We start from the raw sequence: 20,742 nt of genomic DNA on the forward strand, positions 1-20,742 counted from the left end.
ATGGATAATACCTTTGTTCATGAGGATCTCAACGCTGTGATCCGCCAGCATTCGGAATGGCTGGCCAACCAGTTGCATTCGCAACGTGAGAGCTTGTTTCCACCCGATGCCGAGAAGACCATGCGCAAATTCACCTCTGGTGAGGCTGCGGCGCTGATCGGCGTCAACGACTCCTACCTTCGCAAACTCAACCTAGATGGCAAAGGGCCTTCTCCCGAGCTGACCGCCGGCAACCGTCGTCTTTACTCGGCGCAGGATATCCAGGCGCTGCGTGTGCTCCTTGAAAAAACCGCTCGCAAGCCAGGTGATTACGTTCCCGGACGACGAGAAGGTGATCATCTTCAGGTCATCGGCGTGATGAATTTCAAGGGCGGGTCCGGAAAAACAACAACCTCTGCCCATCTCGCCCAACGGCTTGCCCTGCGCGGATATCGTGTGCTGGGCATTGATCTTGACCCACAAGCTTCCTTCACCGCGCTGCACGGCGTGCAGCCGGAATTGGATCTCGAAGATGGCGGAACGCTCTACGATGCGATCCGCTATGAAGACCCGGAGCCAATCCGGCAAGTCATCCGCAAGACCTATATCCCCAATCTCGACCTCATCCCCGGTAATCTCGAACTGATGGAGTTTGAGCACGATACCCCTCGTGCCTTGGCGCAGGGCAATGCCGGGTTGTTCTTCTTCCGCGTGAAGGAAGCGCTGGCTCAGGTGGATGAGGACTACGACGTCGTTGTCATCGACTGCCCACCGCAGCTGGGGTTCCTGACGATGTCCGCACTTTCCGCGGCGACCGGTGTATTGGTGACGATTCACCCCGAAATGCTCGATGTGATGTCCATGTCGCAATTCCTGCGCATGACCGCCGACCTTATGGACGTGATCGCGGAAAGCGGCGCCGACATGTCTCATGACTGGATGCGCTACGTATTGACCCGCTACGAGCCGCAGGACGCGCCGCAGAACCGGATCGTGGCATTCCTGCGAACGATGTACGGGGAAGCCGTTCTGAATTCGCCGATGTTGAAGTCCACTGCAATCTCCGATGCTGGCCTGACCAAGCAGACGCTCTACGAAGTGGAACGCAGTGCGTTCACCCGTTCCACCTATGACCGCGCGATCGAGAGCCTGAACACGCTGAATGACGAGATCGCCGAGCTGATCCAGAAAACCTGGGGGCGCACATGACCAGCGGCAAGAAGAAGCGCATGTCCATGCTGGACAGTCTCGCGGCAGCCGGGGCGCCCTCCCCTGCCCCGCAGGCTAATGCAGTGACACCGATGATGACCTCAAACCGCGCCCTTCGCTCCGCCCGCGACGCGGTAGATGCCCATCACGTCTGGGAACTGGACCCGGCGAGCATCGAGGACGGGCGCATGGCTGACAGGCTCGACCCGGCCGATGTGCTGGACCTGCGCGATGCGATCGAGGCGAACGGTCAGACCGTCCCGATCCTCGTGCGCCGTGCGCCAGGCGATGCCGACCGATACCTCCTAGTCTATGGGCGCAGGCGGCTGGAGGCGATCCGTCAGTCAGACAAGGTCACCAAGGTACGCGCGCTGGTCGCCAACCTGGACGACGACAGCGCCCTACGTGCCCAGATTTCCGAGAACATGGCTCGGCGTGATTTGTCCTTTATTGAAAAGGCCCTGTTCGCGCAGGAACTTGTGTCTTCCGGCTTTGGAAATCAATCTCAGGTTGCAGAAATTCTTACCGTCACGAAGTCTTCCATATCCATGGCGATCGCGATCGTGGACATGGTCGGGCCGGATCTGGTGCGCGCCATCGGTGCCGCGCATGGCATTGGCCGGCCCCGGTGGGAATCCCTTGGTCGGGCCATCGACGAGAATGGTCTGGACCGGGAGGACCTAATCCGGATCGCGAAAGAAGCACACGTTAGGGCCGAGGGCTCCGCGGTTGTGGATAACGCCAGACCCGCCGATGACCCGTCCGTCCAGGCGTTCGAAGCGGTGACCAAGCTCGTGACGAAGGCGGTCAAGCCAGCCAAGCCGCCCTCCCCTGCCCGGCCCTCCAGCGTCCCGTTGAAGATCGGTGGCAAGCGTGGCGGTACGGTGAAACGCACCGCCAAGGGCCTTTCGGTCGAGTTGGTGGGCGGAGATTTCGCCGATTGGTTTGAGACGCAAGTACATGACATGATTGAAGAACTTCACGAGCGTTGGAAGCAGCGTTCGGAAGACTGAGGAAGAGCAGAAACCAACGAAGGAGGCACGAAAAGGCAAAAGAAAAGGTCCCGCAAAGCGACCACTCCACGAGACCCTAACTTGTTTCTAGCACCTTCAAGGTAGTGTCCGGAGCCGTTTTCCGCAAGTCCAAAGTGATTCGCGGACCGGGATATTTTTGTCTTCGTGAATGATAAAATGGACTACACGCCTGTAACGCCGTTCCGGCGAACGATAGATGCTGCCATCCTGAAACATCAGGCAGCGATCCAGGAAGACCTGCCCCCGACCGGCGCTAACAAGTGGGAGGTCTTGAGGGAGCTCGCTGCCGCTCGAGTCGCGTTCGGCTTGTCCGATCGGGATCTGACAGTGCTTCAAGCACTGGTCAGTTTTCACCAAGCGACGATCCTCGGAGGGAATGACAGCGAGTTGATCGTACATCCGTCCAACAAGGCGATTTGCGAACGCTTGAACGGCATGCCCTGCTCCACAATGCGGCGGCACCTCTCCAACCTCGTACAGACCGGTTTCGTCGTCCGCCGCGACAGCCCCAACGGCAAGCGCTATGCGCGCCGCTATGGGGACGAAAAGGTTGCGTTCGGGTTCGATCTCTCGCCGCTCGTGTTGCGCTTTCAGGAGGTCTGCGAGGCCGCCGAAGCCGTTCGGGCTGCAGAGGAACGTTACAAGCGCCTCCGCGCCACCGTAAGCTTAATGCGGCGCGACTTGGCAGGTCTGGCAGAGTACGGCAGCTCGCTGCGCCCGGATTTGGGCCTTTGGGATCAATTCTCCGACCTTGCCGTCCTGACAGCCAGAGATCTTCGTAGAAAGCTCGAGATGGCCGATCTCAAACAGATCGAAAAGGCTTTGGGTGCGGCTTTGGACCAGGCGCGAGACCTTCTTGGGGATGGCAATACAGAATATATGAGCACCAATGATGCTATTTCTGAGCAGCACCATCAGAATTCAAATAAAGACCTTTATGATTTTGAACCTCGCTTAGAAAAAGCGCGGGATCCGGGCAATGCGCTTGAACGAGCAGACGCTGGAGTACGTGTAGATCGTCGTGAGGATGAAGGAGATCCGCCCCAAGAACCTGAAGACCAACTCATGCCGAATATCCCTCTTGGACTTGTCCTCGCATCTTGCCAGGAATTCAAATCATATGTTGAACAGCCTGTGCGCCATTGGCACGACTTGGTCAGGGTCGCTGATATCGTCAGGCCCATGATGGGAATCTCTCCGTCCGCTTGGGATGAGGCCAAACGCTACATGGGTCCCGAAGAAGCGTCTGTCGTCGTTGTTGCGATGCTTGAACGGTTCGGGGATATCCGATCCCCGGGTGGGTATTTGAGATCCTTGTCAGCCAAGGCGGCTATCGGGGAATTCTCTTGCGGGCCGATGATCATGGCGCTGATGCGTCGGGATGCTGCATGAGGAGTTCACAGTTGTGAACCGGGCTGAGGTTTCTTCCTTGTCCGCCAAGTTCACAGCTGTGAACTTTCTGCCTGCATGGCCGGAGTCCGAACAGCTGGCGATCCAGCCGATAGCAGTATGTCTTCCTTACCCGTCACTCAGGCAGGTCACCATCGCCAAACAGGTTAGGGAAAAGACGTTCCCGGTAGTCCAATGGGAAAGCCAACCGCACCGGCGTCTTCGGGGACGCAGAGGTCAGGTATCCGGCGGCGGTGAGTTGGCGGAGCGTATTGCGTGCCGTGCGCTCGGAAGTCTTGAGCACGACCTGGGCATCGCCCCGATCCAAAGCACCATGCCGAAGAACGGCCGAAATCAATTCGGGTGCCCGTTTGTCATCGATGGTATCCGCAACAAGACGACGATAGCGCTGGTCCAGTCCGCTGAGGTCGAACAGCTTTGCAGAGAACGTGATCTGGTCGAGCGTCACTTTCAGGAACCATTCGCTGAACGTTTTCAATGCCGCCTCTGAAAGATTGCCGCGCCCGTCCCGATCTCCTCTTCGAGGACTATCCGCGAGATCCATCATCCGTTTGTACTCGCCCCGATCCGTCAGCCCGCGGGCCAGCCCACGCGATACGGACCAGAGCCCTTGGCCGCCGATCCCGGCAGTGAGGGCCATAGCATGAGACATCAGCCTGCTGACACGCCCGTTGCCGTCCGGGAAAGGGTGGATGTAGTTCAGCCGGTGATGTGCCGACGCGATCGCGATGATCCGTCCGCTCGAAGACCGCGCCGCAATTTGAAACCGTTTGTCAAAATGATCCATGAACGCCGCAACGCGCGACGATGAAGGAGGTAGGTGACGCCCGACCGCAACTTCCCGATCGTCATCTTGGCGCATGCGTCCTGGAACGATGGGCTCTTGTGTGCCGTCGGGATGTTCGATGACCCGAAACTCGTCAGGCATCTCGTCGTAGAAGCTCTTATGGACCCAAGTCAGGAATTCGACAGATGTGGGGCGGGGCAGGGTGCCCTTGCGATGCATCTCGTCGATGGCCCGTTGAACGATGACGTGCGCCCGAGCCTCAAGGGCGAGGGGACGGGTTTCCTCTTCAAGCTCGGCGCCAGCCAGCGCCCTTTCGATGTCGCGGGGGCGTGTGTTGTGTCCTTCGATCAGGTTGGAGTAGTAGCAGTTCATCACGCGGACGAGATCGGCAAGCTCGGCTGCGCTGTCAGGATGCAACCCTTGTCCCAGCCTGGTGGCTTCCCTCTGGATGTCGACCGAAAGGTCTGCCAATTCTGTAGGAATATGCTCCTCGAAGAAGCAGGGTTCGATTCTGGCGGGTGTTTCCAGCATTTTTGCCGATCTTCTATGCTTGCAAAGCAATTGAAAAATATACACATTTTGGGTTTAGAGGCAAGGTTTTGCCGATATGCGTTGCCGATCTTGCCTGCCGATCTGAATTTGCTGTTCCAAATCAAGGGTTTCTGGACACGGCCCGGTATTGAGCCGTTTGGTGAGCACCCGTTGGCTATTGAAAAGAACAGGGTCCGTACCCGGGAAAAGTGAAAGTGTCCTTCGGGTTTTGTGACTGACGGATGAGGGCCTTTGGGGTCCCTCAGATGGGTCCGGGCCGGGTTCCGGTCTGTTTTTCCGGATGAAGGGCATTCCCATGCAAACAGGTGTCTTGCGCGTGTTGCGCGCGACCGCTGCCTCTTGGTGGCGGCATAGAGAGTTGCGCCGAGCCGGTCAGACAGGGCTGGCACGGAAGCTCGAGCGGAAAGCCGTTCTCCGCGATCTCGGCTATCTCAGGCAGGCGGCGTCATTGCCAAACGCGCATGTGATCTGCGGGGAGGGTGGGACATTCCTCCATCTCGGTTGGACCACCGTGTCGACCTTCGCGCCGATCGAGCGCTTTCCCTTGGCCGCTCTAGCGGTCGCACGAGGCACGCCGTTCATCGATATCCGACCCGTCACCGATGGCATCGCCTTCGCGAACCTGCCTCGTGTGACACGAGACGGATCGGTCGACCCTGACCCTTGCGGTCCTGGCCGGGCTGTCTCGCTGACCACCTACATCGACATGGTCGAAAAGCTCGGCGCGCGGATCACCAACAATCCACGGCCCCGTCTGTCAGCCTGATCACCATTCCCTCTCACCAACACTCGAAAGGAGGCCAGCCATGGCCCGATCCCGCACGCCCAAATTTGATGCCTCCGAGGTCATCACGAACGAAATCATCCGCATCATCGAACGCGGCGTGCTGCCGTGGCGCAAGCCCTGGACCGCAGGAGGCAGCTCTCGCCCCCTGCGCGTGGGCGGTGAGCCCTACCAAGGGGTGAACAACTTCCTGCTGACCATGCGCACCGTGATGGCGGGCCACAGCTCTGCCTTCTGGATGACGCTGCCGCAGGCCAATGCTTTGGACGCGAAGGTGCGCAAGGGCGAGAAGTCCTCTGTCGTCGTCTATTACGGCCAAAGCCGGAAAGACGCCGGCGGCGAGGATGACCACGGGGAGAGGGATGATCGCTCCGAGGAGGCCCGCATCTTCCGCTTCCAGAAATCCTACCGCGTGTTCAATGCCTGCCAGATCGATGGCCTGCCCGACAGTTTCTACCCCGACCCGGAGCCCGTGCCCGAGCATCCTCCGTCCGAGCCCATCCCGCACATGCAGGCGTTTTTCGACGCCATCGACATCACGACCGTCTTTACCGGCACGGAAGCCTACTACCTGCCGCCCGTGGACAAGGTCTTCATGCCGTCGATTGCGCGGTTCGAGAACCCGCGGAACTTCTACGGGGTCTGGGCGCATGAGCTGGCCCATGCCACGAAAGCCCCGCATCGGCTGAACCGCGATTTCGGGTTCTCGAAGTTCGGCAACACCTCTTACGCGCGCGAGGAGATCGTCGCGGAATTGACCTCGGTGTTCCTGGGGCAAACGCTCGGCTTCACGGCCCATACGCTCGAGATGAATGCCGCCTACCTCCACAATTGGTTGCGCGTTCTTCGGTCGGACAAGGGTGCGATCTTCAAGCACGCCGCGGACGCGCAGCGCGCCTGCGACTACCTGATCGCACGGTCGGAGGCGGGTAGGGCAGGGCGCAGCAACGAGGCCGCCTGACCACAGGGAGAACGGAGACGCCCATGTCACGCAAGGAACCCAAGACGCTGCGGGTGGCCTGTTTTGAAGGTGGCCGCCGCAAGATCATCTCCTTCAAACGCGGTGCCTATTGGTGGAGCCCGTCCGAGGGCGCTTATCCGCTCTCAGCAGCGCTCGAGACCATCAAGGAACAGGGCGGCTGGATCGAAACCATCCCCAACCAGAATTACAGACCTAAGGGGCTGTTCGGGTAGGGCGCCTTCGGCCTCGATTCATCCGCCAAGCGGAAAAGAAAAAGCGGGCTTTGAGAAGGGTGTTTCAAACCTCTCAAAGGAGATCCTCATGTCCATGAATGTTCAACCCCAGCCAGACCGTCCGGATCCGACCGTGATCGCGGTGCAGAACGACGCGTTTCGCAAGCTCGCGTGCCTTGGAGTGCCGCCCGCGCAGCCCATACCGGGCCGGATGCATGTCACCCGCTCGCTCATGGAGGCTGGCGACGGCTTCATGGCCGAGGCGGTGAAGGCAACTGGCGAGTTTGCCACGTTCGAGCCTGAGAATGACCCTGAAGGCTGGCACGATTTTGGGGCGGTCGAGATCCGGGGCGAGACCGTGTTCTGGAAAATCGATCTCTATGAAGCGGCTTCGGATTTTCGCTACGGTGCCGAGGCCCCGGACAACCCGGCCACGACCATGCGCGTGCTGACCATCATGCTGGCGCGCGACTGGTAGGGGAGGGGACACCCCTCCTGACAGCCCAGACGATGAAGGCCCGATGCCCCTCAAAAGGCAAAGCGGGCCTTCTGTCGATTTGATCCCCGAAGCCGGGGATTGGTCGCGCGCGAGCGCGGGCCGCACCATACCCATCAAAAAGGACATCCCATGACCACAAGCTTTGCCCCCCTCACCGTCGCGATCGGCGATCTGGTCCCGCATCCCGCCAATGTGCGCAGTAACGCGCCGGAAACCTACGATCCCGAGAACATCGCGCATCTGCAGGCCAGCATCGCTGTGCTGGGCCTGCTCCAGCCGCTCCTCGTCCAGAAGCTCGACGGGAAATACGCCGTGCTTGCCGGTGGCCGTCGCCATGCCGCGCTGAAGGAGCTGGCCGCAGACAAGGCCGCCAAGGGGTTCACCGCGAAGACCAAGGTCGACTGCCGCCTTGTGCCGGACGATTGCGACGTGACCACAGCCCTGTCGCTCGCCGAAAACATCACTCAGGCGCCGATGAACGCAATCGACGAGTTCGAGGCCTTCGCCCGGATGATGGAAGTCGACGCCCAGACGCCCGAGACGATCGCCAAGACCTTCGGCACCACGGTGGCGGCCGTGAAAGGCCGGTTGCGCTATGGCCTGATCCACCCCGATATCCGCGCCGCGGCCAGGGCCAAGACGATCACGCTCGACACGATGAAGGCCTTCGCCGAGCATCCGAGCCAGGAGGCGCAGCGCGAGGTCTATGAGGCGCTCACCAAGGAAGACGGCTACCTTCAGGCCTATACCGTCCGTCAGGCGCTCAAGTCCCGCGGCGTCCAGGTCAGCGACGATATCGGGGCCTTCGTGCGCGAGGACTATGAGGCCCGGGGCGGAGCGATCGCGGCCGATCTGCTGGAGGAGCATTCGGTGCTCGAGGATGCGGCGCTGGTCGAAACCATCCTGCTAGAGAAGCTCGGGGCCGCCGCCGAAGAGGCCCGCATAAAGCTGGGCTTTGCTTGGGCCGATGCGATGGTCCGCTATGATTACGTGACAATGGCCGATTACGGCCGCGTCTATCCCGGCCCGATCGAGCCCGATGAGGCTGCCCAGAAGCGCATCGACGAAATCACCGCCGAGCTTGAGCAGCTTCAGCTCGAGATGGAAGATGAGGGGCTCGATGACGATGCCTACAATGCCCTTTACGAGCGCGTGGACGCTCTGGAAGACGAAGCCCGCGATCTGCAGGAGGCCTACAGCGCCGAGGACCTCGCCCGTGCGGGCGTGATTGCGTCCTGGTCGAACGGGCAGATCACGCTCCATGTTGGTCTTGTCCGCCCGGAGGACACCGTGAAAGAGAAGGGCGCGCGCAGTTCCTCGACCAACGCCACCGGGGAGGAAGCCCCCGACGCTGGCGAAATCAGCTACCCGGCCTCGCTGGCTGAGGACCTCAAGACCGAGCGGGCCATGGCGCTTGGTTCCGCGATGGCGCTGCATCCGGAGGCCACGCTCGATCTGACGCTCTTCAAGCTGGTGAGCGACGTGCTGAGCAGCGGTATGAGCGTCACGCAGGCGATCAAGGTCGACGCCCGCAAGGAATACCGCAGCCACGCCAAGATGGACGAGATCGACGAGACCTCGCTTGAGCAGGTGGCGGCGGCGCATGATGCGCTGGACCTCTCCTGGCTCGATGACAACCGTTCGCCCGCCGATCAGTTCGCGGCGTTTCGCGCGCTGGAGGCCGGCGAGAAGGCCAAGCTCGTGGCCTATGCCACTGCCAGCACGACGCAGTCCTGCTTCGCGCGGGATCGGCAGCGCGACAGCCTGATGCATGAGTTCGAGATCGAGATCATGCCCGACATTCGCGCGCATTGGACGCCGAACGCGGCGCTCTTCAACCGCTTCAAGAAGGCCTGGCTCCTGAAGATCCTCGGCGAGGATTTGGGCCTGGCCCAGGAGGCGGTGACGCTGGCCTCGTCGAGCAAGAAGGAGATCGTCGCCTTCTGCGACAAGCTCTTCGCCGAGCCCTTCGCCACGCTCACGGACGCGCAGCGCGCTGCTGTGGCCGCCTGGTGCCCGCCGATGATGCAGACCAACGGTGTCGCTCTTGATGACGCGGAGCCAACTGCGGAAACCCCGGAGCCTGACAGCGAGATCGCGCAAGCGGCTTGAGTCCTAACGCGACCCGCGCAAGCCCTTTCGCCTGCGCGGGTCTATCTTCTCATACCCAACGGAAAGACATCCCCATGGCTATTCTCAAATTCTCTGCGTCCGCAGTTGCGGCGCAGATCGCCCATGCGCGCGCCTGCAAAACCTTCCTGCCCAACTGGAACGGGCCCGTGGACAGGCCGGCGCTCATCCTCATCGTCGGCAATGGCGTGCATCTGCGCTCGAACGGTATCGATGGCACGACCACCCGCATCGTCACGACCGAGCAGGCCGATCCCTCCTTCGCCTTCGCCGACGGCATGAACCCGTTTCGGGACACAGACTGGATGGCGCAGCGGCGCATGACGTTCCGCGATCTGACCGGCCAGTTCTACACCGACATCCTCGACGATGTGCAGGTGCTCATCGACCGGGGGCAGGGGGCGATCCGGCTCGCCACCGATGGCCACAGCATCCGCGTCTTCGTGCGCCGGGCGTCAGACTATCTGATCGGCGGGACCTACGAGGTGCCCTCAGGCCTTGGCGGCACCTTCCGGGTCATCCTCAAGGATGCCTGCGACACCTTCGCGATCGTTCAGAACTGCGGCAATTCGGCGTTTTGGGAATTCGAAGAAGATGATGCAGCACCAATGTCCCGAGAGCGCGCAGCGCGGCAGGGTATTGGTGCTTCACCTCATTCCCATAAACGATGCGAGGATTTCGACGCCATGCAGCCCTACCGCGTGCCGCTCGATGCGCTGATGGAAGTCGATGACCGGAGGGCGGCGTAATGGGTTGGCTCTTCTACACCGACCGCCGCGTCAAAACCTACGCGGATGAGAAAGCGGAGATCACACGCCTCTGCACCTTTGAGAGCGACACGCGCAAAACCGAACTGGTCAAAGCCTGCAAGGTCGGCTCCACCTGGTATGCGGCGGCAAGGGTCACCAATCTCGACGGAACCGCTGTCGAAGACGCGACCTATGTGACCGATCCTGACGGCTCCATCACTTTCGGGGCTGTCTTCCTCACCCGGTACGATGACGGCTGCTGGGGTTACAAGGACATGGAGGAAAGCGCTGGCCCGAACGAGTCTCGTGCTCCCCTTGGGCTGATCGAGCTTCTCTCCAACCTGAAAGACCCGGACAGCTACGCCCATGCCTGGCGCCAGCGCTGCCGGGACTGGGCGTCGATCCCGGATTACGAGGAAGGCGACAAGATCAAGCTCGCCACCCCTGTGACGCTCACCGATGGCAGCACCTGCCAGATCGTCACCGCGACCCACTACAGGCGCGGGCGGCAAAAACGCCGCTGCTACCGGATCGAGGAAACCGGCGGGCTCGTACGGCTCTCGAAGGCCTCGCTTGCTGGTTCGGAGCTCCTCAGCTCCGCGAAGGGCGCGGCCAGTCCCGTGTTGGCGGAGTATCTCGCGGGGCAGGGTGGCTGAGTTTCCCGCTGAGACAACACCACGGGACCACGCGCGCACATACTGCCGACTTGAAATCGTATCTCAAATGAGATACATCACTCCCATCAACTGGAGGACCATCCATGCCTGCCCAAACATCCATGCTTCATGTCCGTGTTGACGATCAGCTGAAAGCACAGGCTTCGGACGCACTTGCGGGCGTCGGTCTGACGCTCTCCGACGCGGTGCGTATTCTTCTGACCCGCGTGGCCGCAGAAGGCGGCTTGCCTGCCGGATTGACCGCTGATCCGGATGCCTATGACGCCTGGTTCCGGGCGAAGGTACAGGAAGCGCTAGACGATCCAAGGCCCACAACGCCCCATGCCAAGGCGATGCAAGACGCTCAGGCATTGATTGACGGGAAGCGCCTTGCCAAATCTTGAATGGAAAGCAACGGCCATCGCCGACTTGCTGGCAATCATTGACTACATCTCTGACGACAACCCGGATGCCGCCCAAGTTCTCAAAGACGAGATTGAACACAAGACGTCCCTCCTTCCAGAACGCCCTCAGATGTACCGCGCGGGCCGTGTGGACGGGACTAGGGAGATGGTTGTTCGGCCGAACTACATCGTGGTTTATGCTGAAAGCCTTGAGATGGTGACCATTTTACGCGTTCTTCATGCTGCGCAGCAGTGGCCATGATGGGGGTGCAGGCCCCCCGCTAAGAAATTGCCCGCTCTACGCCTTCAAAGTGTAGAGCGGGCTTTTTCTCCTTTGGAACTCAGACCCTGATCCAAAGGAATTCCCCATGTCCAAGCCCAAACTGGCAAACCCGGCTCTCTCAATCTCCGACGCTGATCTCACCTCTGCACTGGCGCAGATTGGCACAGAGATTGACCACCAACCCCTGCGCAGCTCAGCGCTCGCGCGCATAATGCGCGAGACGTTTCATGGCAGCGATGCTGGTGGCGCCTGGGACTGGCGGAAGGCCTATGACCTGATGCAGGCGGCGGCTGTGCAGGCGCTGCTACGTGGCGATAACAGTGAGGATGATTACTTCGCCGCAAAACTGCGTGCCTCACGGCTGCTGACGGAAACCCGCCGCTCCGAGCAGCAGATCCGGTTGCAGCAGTTTTCCACGCCACTGCCATTTGCCGCCTTGGCCGTGCGGGCGGCAGCCATTCGCAAGGGCGAGACCGTGCTGGAGCCCTCGGCTGGCACCGGTGCTTTGGCCGGTTTTGCTGCCCGGGCCGGTGCCACGCTTTCTCTCAATGAAATCGACCCTTTTCGCCAGCGCCTCTTGCGCGCGGTCTTTGGCGGCGAGGTGACAGGCCATGACGGCGAGCATATCGACGATCTGCTGCAGACGCCGGTTCTGCCCGACGTCGTGGTGATGAACCCGCCCTTCGCCTCCTCGGTCGATCGCTCCCGCGACAAGCACATCGCCGCCAAACATCTCATTGCGGCTGCAAAGCGTCTCGCGCATGGCGGGCGGCTGGTGGCGATCATGCCGCCGGGATTCTCGCCCGAACGCGATGCTGCGCATTGGTCCCGCGCTTGCGGTCTCCTGACGCCGCGCTTGGCCCTCACGATGCCGGGACAGGTCTATCGCAAGCTCGGCACCTCTGTGGAAACCCAGCTGATGGTCTTCGACAAGGTGCAGGAGGACGGCGAGATGATCCGCGCCAGCGTCAGGGACCTGGAGGAAGCCCTTCCTTTTGTCGACGCCGTTGCCGCAACCCGGCCCGAGGTGCGCCCCGTACAACAGGCGGCGGCGATCCCTTGCGGGCGGCCGACTGTTCCCTCATCTGCCCCGCGGAAGACCGCCGCTGCGCCTCTCGCCGCCTCTAATCCACGGCCCAATGCCGTCCGTCCGCTCAGCTGCACGAGCCTTCAGACCCCGCGCGACAACACGCCGATCTCGGACATCTATGCGCGCTATCGCCCACAGCGGATCGAGATCGCGGGTGCGCAGGAACATCCCACGCCGCTGGTCGAGAGCATCGCCATGGCCTCGGTTGCCCCGCCCATGCCCTCAAACACGGGCAGTGATGACTTGCGCTTGCCCGCAGGGTTGATCGAGGAGGGACATCTCTCCGAGGCGCAGCTCGAGACCATCATCATGGCGCATGATGCCCATGGGCGTGATCTGCCCGGTCGGTTTACCATCGATGACGACCAGACCAAGCTGACGCGCGCCGATGATGACCCGGATGCACGTGCCTATCGCCTTGGCTATTTCCTCGGCGACGGCACCGGTTGCGGCAAGGGCCGCGAATGCGCAGGGCTCATTCTCGTGAACTGGCTTTCCGGGCGCAGGAAGGCGATCTGGGTCTCCAAATCCGCCACGCTCATCGAGGACGCCATCCGCGACTGGACCGATCTCGGCGGCTCGCCAGCCGACATCCAGCCGCTCTCCAAATGGAAACCGGACCAGCCCGTCCCGATGGGCGACGGCATCCTCTTTGTCACCTACGCCACGCTGCGGTCCGCGGGCAAATGCGGCACCACGCGGCTGAGCCAGATCCTCGACTGGATGGGCGAGGGGTTCGACGGCGTGCTGGCTTTTGATGAGGCCCATGCCATGCAGAATGCGGCGGGGTCCGAGCAGGGCAGGGGGGTCAAACCCTCCCAGCAGGGCCTTGCTGGCCTGCGGTTGCAACTGGCAGCACCCCGCGCCCGCGTCTTCTACATCTCGGCCACGGGTGCCACGTGCGTGCACAACCTCGCCTATGCCGCGCGGCTTGGGCTCTGGGGGCAGGGCCCCGAATACCCCTTCCCAAGCCGCGAGAGCTTTGTGTCGGCGATGGAAGCTGGCGGTGTCGCCGCCATGGAGGTGGTTGCGCGCGATCTCAAGACGCTCGGGCTCTACACGGCCCGCGCCCTCAGCTTCGATGGCGTGGAATACGATGTGCTGGAACATGCGCTCACCCCGGCCCAGATCGAGATCTACGATGCCTATGCGGGCGCATTTCGGACGATTCACCACAATCTCGAAGCGGCACTGACGGCGACTGGCGTCAACGACGCCTCGGTCGAGACCAATGCCTCGGCCGCACGCGCCTCGGCCAAGTCCCGCTTCGAAAGCACGAAGCAGCGCTTCTTCAACCATCTCCTGATGGGCATGAAGGCGCCGACCATCATCCGCGCGATTGAGGACGATCTGGCGGCGGGCAAGGCTTGCGTCATCCAGGTGGTCTCGACTGGCGAGAGCCTGCTGAAACGTCGGCTTGAGACGATGGACCCGGAGGACGAGCTGGTCGAGGGCGCGCTAACGCCGCGCGACTACGTCCTGGGCTATCTCGAACAAGCCTTCCCGATCCACGCGCAAAAGCTGGTCGAGATCGACGGCAATATGGTGGTGGAACCTTTGCGGGACGAGACCGGCGCGCTGGTCGTCTCGCGCGAGGCGCTCGCTTTGCGTGACGCGGCCATGATGGAGTTGATGACACTGGCGCCAATCCCCTCGGCGCTGGACCAGATCCTCTGGGCCTTTGGCAACGAGGCCGTGGCTGAAGTCACGGGGCGGTCCATCCGGCCCCTCAAGGCCGAGGATGGTCAACTCTTCATCGAAAAGCGCAGCGCCAGCAGCAATTCGTCCGAGACCCAAGCCTTCATGGACGGCGAGAAGGATATTCTGATCTTCTCCGATGCAGGCGGCACGGGCCGGTCCTACCATGCGGCGCAAACGGCGAAGAACCAGAAACGGCGGCGGCACTATCTGCTGGAGCCCGGCTGGCGCGCCGATGCGGCCATCCAGGGGCTCGGCCGCACGCATCGCTCAGCCCAGGTCAGCGCGCCCTTCTTCCGGGTCTGCACCTCCGATGTGCATGGCGAGAAGCGCTTCACCTCGACGATCGCGAAACGCCTCGACCAGCTGGGGGCCCTGACCAAGGGTCAGCGCGAGACCGGCTCACAAGGCATGTTCCGCGAGGAGGACAATCTCGAAAGCCCGATCGCCCGGGCGGCCCTGCGTGGGTATTTCGCCGATCTTGCCGCCGGGCGGGCCGAGGCGATGAGCTACGAGAGCTTCACCGACTGGACGGCCTTGCGGCTGATCGACAAGGATGGGGTGCTCCTTGAGGAGCTTCCCCCGATCCAGCGGTTTCTCAATCGGGTGCTTGCCCTTCCCATCCACATGCAGAACGCGCTCTTTGCCGAGTTCATGCGCCGGATTGCCGATCAGACTGAACGGGCGCGCGCGGCGGGCACGCTCGATCTCGGTGTGGAAACCCTGCGCGGCGAAAAGATCGAACAGGTCTCGACCGAGGATCTCTGGACCTGCCCGAAATCAGGTGCGATCACGCGGATCATCGGGCTGGAGGTCACCGACCCGGTCCGTGTGCTGTCAGCGGATGGCGCCCTGTCGCGCAATCCCGACAAGCTGCCGATGGTCAACCGCGCTTCCGGTCGCGCCGGGCTCATTTCGGCGCGCCCCATGCAGATGTATGACGAGGACATCGTCACGCTGATGCGCAAGGCGGTGCGGCCAAACGGGTCGAGCTATCTGGAGGAGACGCGGTTCGAGTCCTCCGCCTGGGAAGAGATCGGCAAGCCTGAGTTTTCACGGCTTTGGGATGAAGAGGCCGCGTCCCTGCCGAAAACCACTACGACCAAGCTCTACCTGCTGACCGGGCTGCTGTTGCCGATCTGGAAGGACATTCCGACCACGAATGAACGCATCTATAGGGTCACGCCTGACGGGGCGACGGCCATGATCGGGCGCACGTTGAGCGAAGAAGGGGCGGCCGCGCTCCGCGCCCGCTTCCTTGTCTCCAACCCGCAAACGCCGCAAGAGATGCTGACTGCCGCTCTCGGCACCACCGCGCCGGTCGATCTGGGCCGGGGTCTGACCCTGACCCGTCGCCGGGTCGCGGGCGAGATGCGCCTCGAGCTCTCTGGTGCGGATCGGGGCATGATCGAAGGCCTCAAGGCCCTCGGCTGCTTCACCGAGATCATCGCATTCCAGCTACGGGTGTTCCTGCCGCATGGGAAAGGGATCGACACGGGGAACATTCTGGCCCGGATCGTGGGGCAGAGGCCTGCCATCAAGGCAGACCAAGCCGCCTGAAAAGCCAAAGCAGGCTTTGGGTGGGGCGTCGCAGATCGGGATTTGACCGGTTTGCGCGTTCCGGGCGCGCGCGGGCCAATGCCTCGCCCGGCCCCCCAATTGCAGACAAGAGGACAGACCCATGACCAATCCCCAAATGGACTATGCCGCAATGGCGGCTCAGTGGCGCGCGGAGCGCGAAACCGCGCTGAAGGCGACCCGAGCGGAGCTGATCGCGCAATTGCGTGCGCTCAGCATCAGCGAGATCACTGCCGAATACGAAGGCTATGGCGACTCCGGCAATGTCGAGGATGTGACGGTGCAGCCTTCGGAGGTCCAACTGCCGGAGGCGCTTGCCACAGAGGTTGGCGATTTCGCCTGGTCGCTCGCCTATCACCATCACCCGGGGTTCGAGAACAACGAGGGCGGCTATGGCACGCTGACTTGGGACATTGCAGCCGACAGTATCACCCTCGATCACGCGGACCGCTATGTCGAATGCGCACACAGCTATGTTGAGGGTCTTTGAGATGGCCCATCCGCTTCATCATGCTGAAAGCTCTGCCCGGAAATTCGGCGGGGTGCCGTCCGACTATCAGGCTGTGCACGATTGGTTTGACGCCTCGAAAGAGCACCTCGCGCTCTTCACGCACCGCGCCTTGCGTCACCATGCCCAAGGCCTGTTCGAAGCGGAGCGTGTCTTCGGCTTGACCCTGACCAATAGCGCGGGTCGGGACATTCCCGTGCGCTGGATCGGCGAGCAGCATGTCCGCGAAGACTGCCAGGGCCGTATCCCGAGCATGGCGGACTGGCTGCGGCGGATCCAGCCCGAGCCATGGATGGCCAATGGCCACATCGACCGGCATTCCGGCGATGAGCCCTGCGGCGACCCAAGGGCCGCCTGGGCCTCCGAGGTTACCGCCGGAAGAACGGTTCTTGGTCTGAAGGATTGGATGGCGGGGCGCGCGACGCAAGCCACGCAAGGTGCCTGACAGGTCTCGGCCGTTGGCCAAACAAATGCTGCATGGAAGCCCGGTTGGACGACCGGGCTTCCTGCGTCGTTTCCCCACCATTCTTCGTAAGGAGGTTCGCATGACACTCGATGACATCAAGGCCGCCGTCGATGCCGGCCAGACCGTGCACTGGGCCAATACCGGCTACGTTGTCCACAAGGACCGGCTCGGTCAGTACCTGATCAGCTTTCTGCCGAACGGCAGCTGCATCGGTCTGACCGACCGAAGCGGGCACCGGTTGAACGGAAAGGAAGCGGAGTTCTTCATCGCGGGCCCGGCGGAGGACCACGAGGAAAACCCCGCCCGCCAATCAAGATGACAGGGGCAGGGGAGGGGCGTGGCACCCGGAGGCGCAGGGGCATTCCCACTCGGCCGACAGCTCTGACCCGCGGGCGGGGCTGAAAGGAAAGCAGGCTTTCTGGTTTGTGATCCCAGGAGGGGTCGTGAAAGCAATCCCGGATGCGCTGGCAAGAACGTCGGGCACCGGCCAATCTCAAAAGGAACCATCCCATGTTCGCAGGAACCCTTACCCGCAATGTCGAGACCGCAGCCGCCGAGTACACCGGCATGATCCATTCGACGCGCTTCGATGTCGCCATCCAGCTCGAGGCACGGGCCAAGATGTCCGAACGCAGCCCGGATTACGACGTAACCGCGGTCAACAAGTCTGGCCGCAAGGTGCGCATCGGCACGGCCTGGAACGAGACCGGCACGACCAGCGGCAATCCCTACATCTCGATGCAGATCGATGTCGGTTTGGGCCCGTTCCGCGTCAATGCCGTGCAGACGAAGGAAGCGCGCGCCGCCCAAAGCGGCGCGTTCGAGATCATCCCGCTGGTCTCGAACGGTCTGATGAAATCCGGCTCGATCTCGGGCGAACTCACCGCCATGGACGCTGACAACGCCTTCACCGGCTACATCGCCAACATGATGTTCGATCTGGAATTTATGCTGATCGAGAACAGCTACAAGTCCGAGGAGACCCACCCCGACTACCGGATCGAGGTCAGCTCTCCCCGGGGCACACCGATCCGCGTCGGCTCGGCCTGGATGGCCAAAAGCAGCCGCACGGGCAATGACTACCTGTCGCTTCTGATCAACACGCCTGATGGCGACCTGCGCGTCAACGCCGTGCAGAACGAAGAACAGCGCGGTGGTCAGACCTTCTCGATCATCCCGTTCATCGACAGCAGTGAGCAGGCGCAGGACGCGGGTGCTGGGCTCTCGCTGGTCGCGTGATTAGCGTTTGAGACGGAATATGCTGAATTGACAGGGGAACCGTGGTAACGCGGTTCCCCTTCACTTGTTTGGTTGTGCTCAGAAGCTGCACCGATGAACCAAGCAGTGCTTCAGGAAGCTATGGGTGATCGAAATGAGGTTCCAGATGATTGCCTGCCGCCGATTTCCGGCAGTCTCGTAGACTTCGCCGAGGTCGTCAGTTTGAGCGAGGCCGATGCCATCAAAAATAGAACAAACAGTGAAGACATTCTAGATTCTTTCATGATATCCAAGGAAGTGTTAGAGCTTCGAAAAAAACGAGGAGCGGTCTTTTGGGCGAGCAGTACACATCAATCGACTTGTTTTCGGGCGCCGGTGGGCTGTCTGAGGGACTTCGGGTTTCTGGCTTTAAGTCATTGTATGCCAATGAAATCGTTGCGCGCCACGCTGAAACGTATGCCTTGAACCATCCGGAAGCCATCGTTGAGTCGCGAGACATCCGACTAGTTGACGCTTCCGATGTTCGTCGTCGCTTGGGCCTCAAGAAGGGTGAATTGGATCTTGTAGCAGGTGGTCCGCCTTGTCAGGGTTTCTCAATCAATGCGCCGAAGCGTTCAGCGGACGATGATCGGAACAGCCTCTTTCTAGAGTTTTTGCGCTTTGTTGATGAGTTTGAGCCGAAGGCGGTTTTGATTGAGAATGTCCCTGGGCTTGTTTCCTTCGAGGGAGGAGGCACCTTGCAGGCGATCCTCTTGGCGTTGGGTCACCATGGATACAGCGCCGATGTGAAGATCCTCTATGCGCCTCATTTTGGTGTGCCGCAAACGCGTTGGCGGACGGTCATCATCGGGATTCGAGGTGATCAAGCCGATCCCTTGCGAGCCTTCCCAGAACCTGTTCGTAACGCACCTCTCCGGGTAAACTTCACCTCTAATTTCGAGGGTAAAAACATCGTCGCTCTTCCTACGAACTTGGAGCTCCCTTCTTTTGTTAGCGTTCGTGATGCGATTGATGACCTGCCTGCGCTGGCAAATGGAGAAACCGGCAAAGAGCGCAAGAACTATCGGAGCGGGCCTCAAAACGATTTTCAGGTGGCGATGCGCAATGGCAGCGACTGTGTGCTTAATCATGAGGCGCCCCGGCTGGGCGAGATAAATATCAAGCGAATGTCTTTCATCCCTCCGGGCGGCAATTGGACGGACATCCCGGAAGATTTATTGCCAAGAGGCATGCGGCGCGCGCGTCGTTCTGATCACACCAAGCGTTACGGTCGAGTTGCACCAGATGGCCTTGCATCTACAATTCTGACGAAGTGCGATCCACATTGGGGAGCGTACTTTCACTACGAACAGGATCGATGCTTTACCGTCAGAGAAGCGGCTCGAATTCAGACTTTTCCAGATAGCTACCGTTTCGTCGGTTCTCGAGTGGAACAGTACGAACAGGTCGGGAATGCCGTCCCATCGCTATTGGCCGCAGCAATAGGGCGATCGATTCGAGGCGTCTTGGAGGACCTGCGCAAGCACGCCAAGAAGGTCTCTTAGAAGCATGGCGGCGACAATATTTGAGTTCTTTGGGTATCGTGCGGATGATAGGTCCGACTTAGCGAAGCATGCCGCTGATACTGAAGTTTGCCCGATCAGTGGAGAAACCTGTCAGAAGAGTTTCAATGACGGAGTTGTGTCGGGCGTTTGCGCCATTAAGCCCATTACCAGCGAACCCGTTATCTGTTGCCCGATCCGGCTTTACGCGGATGACTACCGAATACTATCGGACATAGCCGATCGAGTCTTTGGACCAAATTTGAAATTGGTCGCGGGGCGGGATGCCGTAAATTACTCAATCGATAATCGAAAACCTTGCATCGCCGTTTTTGGTAAAGGATGGGGGGGCGAACTTCGCCTGCCACAAAAATCGAAAAAGGGCGGTTACTTCGTCGACTGGGTTCTTGCGAAAATCAGCGAAGAGGGAGATTTGGTTGAGTTCGTGGCCGTTGAGGTGCAAACGATTGATACGACGGGTACCTATCGCCCAGGCTACGATGCACTGAAGCAAGACGGGTTGGTTGAAAAAACAACCGCCGGGTTAAATTGGGAGAATGTCGCCAAGCGCATCCTTCCACAACTCATATACAAAGGCCAGATTCTACAACGCGAAGAGTTGTGCAAGAGTGGATTGTTCTTTGTTTGTCCTGAACCTGTCTTTAGGCGCATCATGGAGCGCTTGGGCGGACAGGAAGGGTTAGTTCGATATGCCTTGCAACCCGCGTCAATCACCTTTGCCGTTTATGACTATGATTTTTCGTCTGAGCCTTCTGACGAGACGTTGGTTCCTCTGAAGAACACGCTCAACCACTCGACCACCGTCTATAAAGTGCAGGAAGCATTCAACAATGTGACCTTGCCAATTGAGAACGTTTATCGGGATGCAATCCGACGTGCGCTAGGTATCGAATCTGAATAGCGGACCTCCGCTTGGACGTTTGCGGATCATGAACGGCCCTTCGGTCCGTCG

19 protein-coding genes and 1 pseudogene are annotated in these 20,742 nt (G+C 60.8%); 19 read left to right on the forward strand and 1 reads right to left on the reverse strand.

Annotated elements, in window-relative coordinates:
* The 3 genes from repA to repC all read left to right on the forward strand — a co-directional run bounded on the left by repA (window position 1) and on the right by repC (window position 3,614).
* Window positions 1-1,188: a plasmid partitioning protein RepA gene (repA, locus tag ACXAF5_RS19720; protein WP_474947956.1), complete on the forward strand. Its 1,188-nt coding sequence runs from the start codon at window positions 1-3 to the stop codon at window positions 1,186-1,188.
* A complete protein-coding gene (repB, locus tag ACXAF5_RS19725) occupies window positions 1,185-2,201 on the forward strand; it encodes a plasmid partitioning protein RepB (RefSeq protein ID WP_474947957.1) in 1,017 nt (338 codons plus the stop codon). Before repA ends, repB begins: the two co-directional genes overlap by 4 nt.
* Window positions 2,202-2,378: 177 nt before the next feature.
* Window positions 2,379-3,614, forward strand: coding sequence for a plasmid replication protein RepC (gene repC / locus ACXAF5_RS19730; RefSeq protein ID WP_415922842.1), 1,236 nt, complete (start codon window positions 2,379-2,381; stop codon window positions 3,612-3,614).
* Between the two features lie 133 nt (window positions 3,615-3,747).
* On the opposite strand, the gene ACXAF5_RS19735 is transcribed toward repC, so the two are convergent.
* Complete coding sequence (locus tag ACXAF5_RS19735; RefSeq protein ID WP_474947958.1) at window positions 3,748-4,950, reverse strand: Fic family protein; 1,203 nt, start codon at window positions 4,948-4,950, stop codon at window positions 3,748-3,750.
* Between the two features lie 301 nt (window positions 4,951-5,251).
* Between ACXAF5_RS19735 and ACXAF5_RS19740 the strand changes: the two genes are divergently transcribed.
* From ACXAF5_RS19740 to ACXAF5_RS19815, 16 genes and pseudogenes are all read left to right on the forward strand, one after another.
* Window positions 5,252-5,737 (forward strand): hypothetical protein, encoded by a 486-nt coding sequence (locus tag ACXAF5_RS19740; protein ID WP_474947959.1) that lies wholly within the window; start codon window positions 5,252-5,254, stop codon window positions 5,735-5,737.
* A gap of 40 nt (window positions 5,738-5,777) precedes the next feature.
* Entirely contained in the window at window positions 5,778-6,716 is a 939-nt protein-coding gene (locus ACXAF5_RS19745; RefSeq protein WP_474947960.1) for an ArdC family protein, read from the forward strand.
* A 23-nt stretch (window positions 6,717-6,739) separates the two neighbouring features.
* Window positions 6,740-6,949 (forward strand): DUF6330 family protein, encoded by a 210-nt coding sequence (locus ACXAF5_RS19750; RefSeq protein WP_474947961.1) that lies wholly within the window; start codon window positions 6,740-6,742, stop codon window positions 6,947-6,949.
* Between the two features lie 88 nt (window positions 6,950-7,037).
* Complete coding sequence (locus tag ACXAF5_RS19755) at window positions 7,038-7,427, forward strand: DUF3768 domain-containing protein (RefSeq protein ID WP_474947962.1); 390 nt, start codon at window positions 7,038-7,040, stop codon at window positions 7,425-7,427.
* 150 nt (window positions 7,428-7,577) lie between these two features.
* On the forward strand, window positions 7,578-9,560 hold the full coding sequence (locus ACXAF5_RS19760) for a ParB/RepB/Spo0J family partition protein (RefSeq protein ID WP_474947963.1): 1,983 nt from the start codon (window positions 7,578-7,580) through the stop codon (window positions 9,558-9,560).
* A 74-nt stretch (window positions 9,561-9,634) separates the two neighbouring features.
* Window positions 9,635-10,327 carry a regulator gene (locus ACXAF5_RS19765; protein WP_474947964.1) on the forward strand — a complete coding sequence of 231 codons (693 nt, stop codon included), beginning with the start codon at window positions 9,635-9,637 and terminating at the stop codon, window positions 10,325-10,327.
* Complete coding sequence (locus ACXAF5_RS19770) at window positions 10,327-10,983, forward strand: DUF6927 domain-containing protein (RefSeq protein WP_474947965.1); 657 nt, start codon at window positions 10,327-10,329, stop codon at window positions 10,981-10,983. Before ACXAF5_RS19765 ends, ACXAF5_RS19770 begins: the two co-directional genes overlap by 1 nt.
* 104 nt (window positions 10,984-11,087) lie before the next feature.
* Window positions 11,088-11,387 (forward strand): type II toxin-antitoxin system RelB/DinJ family antitoxin, encoded by a 300-nt coding sequence (locus ACXAF5_RS19775; RefSeq protein WP_044353023.1) that lies wholly within the window; start codon window positions 11,088-11,090, stop codon window positions 11,385-11,387.
* Window positions 11,374-11,649: a type II toxin-antitoxin system RelE/ParE family toxin gene (locus tag ACXAF5_RS19780; protein ID WP_065331750.1), complete on the forward strand. Its 276-nt coding sequence runs from the start codon at window positions 11,374-11,376 to the stop codon at window positions 11,647-11,649. Before ACXAF5_RS19775 ends, ACXAF5_RS19780 begins: the two co-directional genes overlap by 14 nt.
* Window positions 11,650-11,755: 106 nt before the next feature.
* Window positions 11,756-16,018: a strawberry notch-like NTP hydrolase domain-containing protein gene (locus ACXAF5_RS19785; RefSeq protein ID WP_474947966.1), complete on the forward strand. Its 4,263-nt coding sequence runs from the start codon at window positions 11,756-11,758 to the stop codon at window positions 16,016-16,018.
* A 121-nt stretch (window positions 16,019-16,139) separates the two neighbouring features.
* Complete coding sequence (locus ACXAF5_RS19790) at window positions 16,140-16,526, forward strand: DUF6878 family protein (protein WP_474947967.1); 387 nt, start codon at window positions 16,140-16,142, stop codon at window positions 16,524-16,526.
* A gap of 1 nt (window position 16,527) precedes the next feature.
* Complete coding sequence (locus tag ACXAF5_RS19795) at window positions 16,528-16,989, forward strand: DUF6915 family protein (protein WP_474947968.1); 462 nt, start codon at window positions 16,528-16,530, stop codon at window positions 16,987-16,989.
* 100 nt (window positions 16,990-17,089) lie between these two features.
* Window positions 17,090-17,395: pseudogene (locus ACXAF5_RS19800) on the forward strand (hypothetical protein).
* Between the two features lie 125 nt (window positions 17,396-17,520).
* Complete coding sequence (locus ACXAF5_RS19805; RefSeq protein WP_474947969.1) at window positions 17,521-18,249, forward strand: DUF736 family protein; 729 nt, start codon at window positions 17,521-17,523, stop codon at window positions 18,247-18,249.
* Between the two features lie 311 nt (window positions 18,250-18,560).
* On the forward strand, window positions 18,561-19,772 hold the full coding sequence (locus tag ACXAF5_RS19810) for a DNA cytosine methyltransferase (protein ID WP_110553818.1): 1,212 nt from the start codon (window positions 18,561-18,563) through the stop codon (window positions 19,770-19,772).
* Between the two features lie 4 nt (window positions 19,773-19,776).
* Complete coding sequence (locus ACXAF5_RS19815) at window positions 19,777-20,691, forward strand: NotI family restriction endonuclease (RefSeq protein WP_474947970.1); 915 nt, start codon at window positions 19,777-19,779, stop codon at window positions 20,689-20,691.
* The last annotated feature ends 51 nt before the right edge of the window (window positions 20,692-20,742 follow it).

This window comes from Epibacterium sp. ABV4_022, from assembly GCF_056159345.1.